Consider the following 4,927-nt stretch of genomic DNA (forward strand, 5'->3'; position numbering starts at 1 on the left):
ACTGCTACTGCCGCCGACAGCACCGCCACCCCAGCGATCACCGGGGACTGACCAACAGCCCACCCAGAGGCCACCACCACCGCCGCTGTGACCACCGACATCTCCCTCCCCTCCCTCGACGGCAACGCCACCATCAAGTCCGACACCACCGGCCCTGTCCTGCACCACATCACCTTCCGCGCCGAACCCGGCACCCTCACCGCACTCGTCGGCCCCAGCGGCGCCGGCAAAACCACCATCACCTCCCTCGTCACCCGCCTCTACGACCCCACCACCGGCACCATCCGCATCGGCAACACCGACCTGCGCGACATCGCCACCACCACCCTGCGCGACCACATTGGCGTCGTCACCCAAGACCCCCACCTCTTCCACGACACCATCGAAGCCAACCTCCGCTACGCCCGCCCCAACGCCACCCCCACCGACCTCGAAAACGCCCTCCGCGCCGCCCAAATCTGGGACCTCATCACCCGCCTCCCCGACGGCCTCCACACCATCGTCGGCGACCGCGGCCACCGCCTCTCCGGCGGCGAAAAACAACGCCTCGCCATCGCCCGACTCCTCCTCAAAGAACCCGGACTCGTCATCCTCGACGAAGCCACCGCACACCTCGACAGCGAATCCGAAATCGCCGTCCACCACGCCCTCGACGCCGCACTCGCAGGGCGGACGGCACTGGTGATCGCACACCGGTTGTCAACGGTGCGTGACGCCGATCAGATCCTGGTAGTCGACGACGGCCACATCGTGCAGCGTGGCACCCACGCGGAGCTGTCCGTCTCCGGGGGGCTATACGCCTCGCTGTACGCCAAACAGTTCCGAGACTGAATCCTCCGGATCATTCGTCTTCCTCATCCCAGATGCGTTTTTTCTTGGGGCGCGGCGGTGGAGGTGCCGCACTGCCATGGACGGCCCGGAGCCGGTCATGATGTTCACGTCGGGCGTAGACAAACACCAAGACAAAACCGACGATCGATCCGCCCCACCACTGCAAGGAATACGCGAAGTGTGGGCCAATATCAGTGTCGGGAGGCAGCAGCGGCGCTGGCCGGGCCGGTTCAGGAACTCCAGGTCCGGTCTGCTCTGTGTCGAGGACGACGTACGCTGCCCGGAGGCGAGTCCCGGTGGCTTTCGCGGCATCGGACAGGTTGATCGAAGCAAGTTGCCCGGCAGGCAGATCGCGGCCCAATGATTCCTCGCCGTGGCGAAGCCACCCGGTGACAGTCACTGTCCCGGTGGGAGGCCCGGGGACGGAGGGAAGCACCGTGGCGTTCTCACCGTTGCGCACCCAGCCGCGGTCAATGAGCAGGCTGGTGCCATCGGCCAACGTGAGCGGGACGACGACCTCAAAACCGTAGGTGACTTTCTGAGGTCGATTCCGAACGAACTGTTGCGCGGTGGTCTGGTACGTCCCAGTAGCGGTGATCCGAGTCCACAATTGGTCCTGGTGGAGGGTGCCGCCGGGGGGCAGGACGGTGTCCACGGGAACGGGCGCAGCGGTGTAGTGCTGTCGGACGGCGTCGGCGATCGATGACTTCTCGACATGTCGACCCCATTGCCAACAGCCGAGGAAGAGGCAGATGACGAAGAAGGCGGTGGCTGCTGTTAACGCGATGATCCACCGTCGGGTCATCAGGGTCCGCATCACGGATGTGACGTTACCCGGCCTACTCTGACGGCATGCCAGTACCGCACTCTGTTGATCCTGACGATATTCCTCCCGCCACGACGGAGCAGGTCGGCATGTCGTCACGACCGTTGGCGGATACGTTCGGTCGGGTCGCTACTGATCTGCGGGTGTCATTGACTGACCACTGCAATTTGCGGTGCACGTATTGCATGCCCGCAGAAGGGCTGCCGTGGATGGCGCGCCCCCAAATGCTCACAGACGACGAAATCGTCAGGCTAGTAAGGATTTTCGTCGAGCAAGGGGTGACCAAGGTGCGGCTGACCGGGGGAGAGCCGCTGCTGCGCCCGGGGGTGGTGGATGTGGTACGCCGGTTATCTGCCCTGACGCCTCGTCCGCATCTGGCGATGACGACCAACGGGGTGGGACTGGCCGCCGTGGCCGATGATCTTGCTGCCGCCGGACTCGATCGAGTCAATGTCAGCCTCGACACCATCGACCCCCAGACCTACCGCGATCTCACCCGTCGAGATCGCTTCGACCGGGTCGTGGCCGGTTTAGCTGCCGCCCACGACGCAGGGCTGCGACCGGTGAAGGTCAACGCCGTCGCCATGCGTGGGGTCAACGATCATGGTGTCCTCGACCTGCTCAATTGGTGTCTGGAACGCAACTACGAATTGCGGTTCATCGAGCAGATGCCCCTCGACGCTCAGCACAGTTGGAATCGTACGGCGATGGTCAGCGCGGCTGAGCTGCGCGCCCGCCTGGAACAGGGTCACCGGTTGACTCCGTTGCCAGATGCTGGCCGAGGGAGCGCGCCCGCGGAGCTGTTCCGCATCGACGATGGCCCTGCCACTGTCGGGATTATTGCGTCAGTGACTGCCCCGTTCTGCGGGGCGTGCGATCGAGTCCGGTTGACTGCGGACGGAATGGTCCGCAATTGCCTCTTTGCCCGAGGCGAAGTGGATGTGCGGGGCCCGATGAGATCAGGGGCCGAGGACAGCGAATTGATCCGATTGATCCGGGGAGAGATGTGGCGCAAAGCTCGAGGGCATGGCATCGGCGCCCCCGACTTCACTCAACCGGCTCGACCGATGAGCGCCATCGGCGGCTAAACGGGTCTTTTCACGACGAGCGCTGAGATCCGGTTGGGTCGGACGACGGCGGCTCGGTTGGAGCTGCCATTGCGCTGCCCGTGGTGAGTTCGTGACGCGGGGGCGCTTCGATCATGGTGTGGGACCGATGCTGGGAGGCATTGTTCGCCAACACGACAGCGGGGTAGGGGAGCACCACGGCCGCGATCCCGATGATCACGGCCGCCCAGGTGTGGTGGAGAAGCAGGTAGACCGCGACCGCCAGCACGAAACATACGGTGCGGATGCCCATGGAGATCAGGTAGGCGCGCATCCTCGCGTCCTGGTCCTCGGCGACCGAGGTGGGGACGGTGGAGATGGAGTGCACCGGGCGTGCCGGTCGACGGTGCGCGCGGATCATGGGTCCACAGTACGTCGATCCGTTCGAGGCTGATCCGTTCGGTTCGTTCTCCGAATGCCTTGGCACAGCGTACGTTCGGGCTGGCAGGAGGCTCTTCGATCCCAAGCGGCGACACTCCGGTCGCAGGACCGGCTGGGATACCGGAGGGTAGTTCGCTAGGTTCGCGTCCCGACACCAGGGACGTACGACGGACGGAGCATCATGAGCGAGCAGACGAGCACCAGGACCGCTCTGGTGACCGGAGGTAACCGGGGGATCGGGTTGGCCACGGCCCGGGCGTTGGCTGCCGATGGCGTCCGGGTCGTGGTGGGCTCTCGATCCGGGAAGGCTCCTGACGGCTTGCCCGCTGTGACAGTGGATGTCTCGGACACTGCGTCCGTGGATGCTGGTTTCGCCGCTGCCGAGGAGATCCTGGGTGGTCCGGTGGAGATCCTCGTCGCGAACGCTGGGATCACTCGGGACCAGCTGTTGCTGCGACTGTCCGACGAGGACATCGAGTCGGTCTTGCAGACCAACCTGACCGGCGCGATCCGTTGCGCCCGCCGAGCGAGCCGAGGGATGATCCGGTTGAAGCGCGGCCGAATGATCTTCATCTCCAGTGTGGTCGGTGCCATGGGCTCCCCAGGTCAGGTCACCTACGCTGCGTCAAAAGCTGGCTTGGTGGGGGTGGCTCGTTCGATTTCCCGGGAGTTGGCTGGACGTGGCATCACCGCCAATGTGATCGCTCCGGGATTTGTCACGACCGACATGACAGCGGTGTTGCCGGAGCAGGTGTCAGAGAGCTATCGCGGACAGATCCCGATGGGTCGGTTCGGCCGACCTGAGGAGGTCGCTGCAGCAGCAGTGTTCCTGGCTTCCTCGGCGGCGTCGTATGTCACTGGCGCGGTCCTGCCGGTGGATGGCGGAATCGGGATGGGGCAGTGAGCGGCAACCCAATGTCGCACGGACAGGTCGGGTCCGAGGTGCCATGCGCATCGGACATTTCTTGTGGAAGGAATCTCATGGGGTTGTTGGCAGCCAAGACTGTCCTGGTCACTGGAGTGTTGACGGAGTCGTCGATCGCTTTCCATGTGGCCCGACTGGCTCAGGAACAGGGCGCGCAGGTGATCTTGACCTCGTTCGGTCGGACGATGCGGATTACGGAGGCGATGGCTCGGCGGTTGCCCACGTTGGCTCCGGTCGTGGAGTTGGATGTCGCCGACCCGGCGCATTTTGAGGCGTTGCCTGACCAGATCCGTCAGCATGCCTCGACCGTGGATGGGGTGGTGCACTCGATCGGTTATGCCCCTCGTGCGGCGTTCGACTTCACGACTGCCACCTGGGCGGATGTCGCTCCGGCATTGCAGATCTCGGCGTATTCTCTGCAGCCGCTGGTCGCAGCGTGTGCCCCGTTGATGCCCCAGGGTGGCGCCATGGTCGGGTTGACGTTGGACGCGTCAGTGGCTTGGCCCGGGTATGACTGGATGGGGGTGGCGAAGGCGGCCTTCGAAGCGACCAACCGATACTGCGCGCAGGCTTACGGTCCGGCGGGAATTCGGTGCAATTTAGTGGCGGCTGGCCCCATCCGTACGACCGCGGCGACGTCGATTCCGGCGTTCGGACGGTTCGCTGAATGGGGTGAGCATGCTCCGTTGGGCTGGGACGAGACCGACCCCACTCCGACCGCGAAGAGCTGTGTGGCGCTGCTGTCCGACTGGTTCCCGGCGACGACTGGGGAGATCGTGCATGTTGACGGGGGATTCCACGCGACCGGGGGGTGAGGGCCGTGGGGGGGGGGGGGGGGGGGGGGGGGGGGGGGGGCGC

At 65.0% G+C, this 4,927-nt stretch carries 6 protein-coding genes; 4 read left to right on the top strand and 2 right to left on the bottom strand.

Translation table 11 applies throughout. The features are described 5' to 3' along the window. Window positions 1-87 precede the first annotated feature (87 nt). The gene (locus KEM60_RS15835) at window positions 88-831 is read left to right on the top strand and encodes an ATP-binding cassette domain-containing protein (RefSeq protein WP_219232361.1); all 744 of its coding nucleotides are present in this window, start codon (window positions 88-90) and stop codon (window positions 829-831) included. A 10-nt stretch (window positions 832-841) separates the two neighbouring features. Here KEM60_RS15835 and KEM60_RS15840 read toward each other — a convergent pair whose 3' ends face one another. Beyond that, the gene (locus tag KEM60_RS15840) at window positions 842-1,648 is read right to left on the bottom strand and encodes an SURF1 family protein (protein WP_255574739.1); all 807 of its coding nucleotides are present in this window, start codon (window positions 1,646-1,648) and stop codon (window positions 842-844) included. Between the two features lie 35 nt (window positions 1,649-1,683). Here KEM60_RS15840 and moaA point away from each other — a divergent pair, with 35 nt between their 5' ends. Then, window positions 1,684-2,745: a GTP 3',8-cyclase MoaA gene (gene moaA / locus KEM60_RS15845; protein ID WP_370626391.1), complete on the top strand. Its 1,062-nt coding sequence runs from the start codon at window positions 1,684-1,686 to the stop codon at window positions 2,743-2,745. A 10-nt stretch (window positions 2,746-2,755) separates the two neighbouring features. On the opposite strand, the gene KEM60_RS15850 is transcribed toward moaA, so the two are convergent. Beyond that, window positions 2,756-3,124 carry a DUF3099 domain-containing protein gene (locus tag KEM60_RS15850; RefSeq protein WP_219232364.1) on the bottom strand — a complete coding sequence of 123 codons (369 nt, stop codon included), beginning with the start codon at window positions 3,122-3,124 and terminating at the stop codon, window positions 2,756-2,758. A gap of 201 nt (window positions 3,125-3,325) precedes the next feature. Between KEM60_RS15850 and fabG the strand changes: the two genes are divergently transcribed. Both fabG and fabI read left to right on the top strand, forming a co-directional pair. After that, window positions 3,326-4,048: a 3-oxoacyl-ACP reductase FabG gene (gene fabG / locus KEM60_RS15855; protein ID WP_219232366.1), complete on the top strand. Its 723-nt coding sequence runs from the start codon at window positions 3,326-3,328 to the stop codon at window positions 4,046-4,048. A gap of 77 nt (window positions 4,049-4,125) precedes the next feature. Further along, window positions 4,126-4,884: an enoyl-ACP reductase FabI gene (fabI, locus tag KEM60_RS15860; protein WP_219232368.1), complete on the top strand. Its 759-nt coding sequence runs from the start codon at window positions 4,126-4,128 to the stop codon at window positions 4,882-4,884. The last annotated feature ends 43 nt before the right edge of the window (window positions 4,885-4,927 follow it).

This window comes from Austwickia sp. TVS 96-490-7B, from assembly GCF_019331795.1.
In the GTDB taxonomy this organism is placed as follows: domain Bacteria; phylum Actinomycetota; class Actinomycetes; order Actinomycetales; family Dermatophilaceae; genus Austwickia.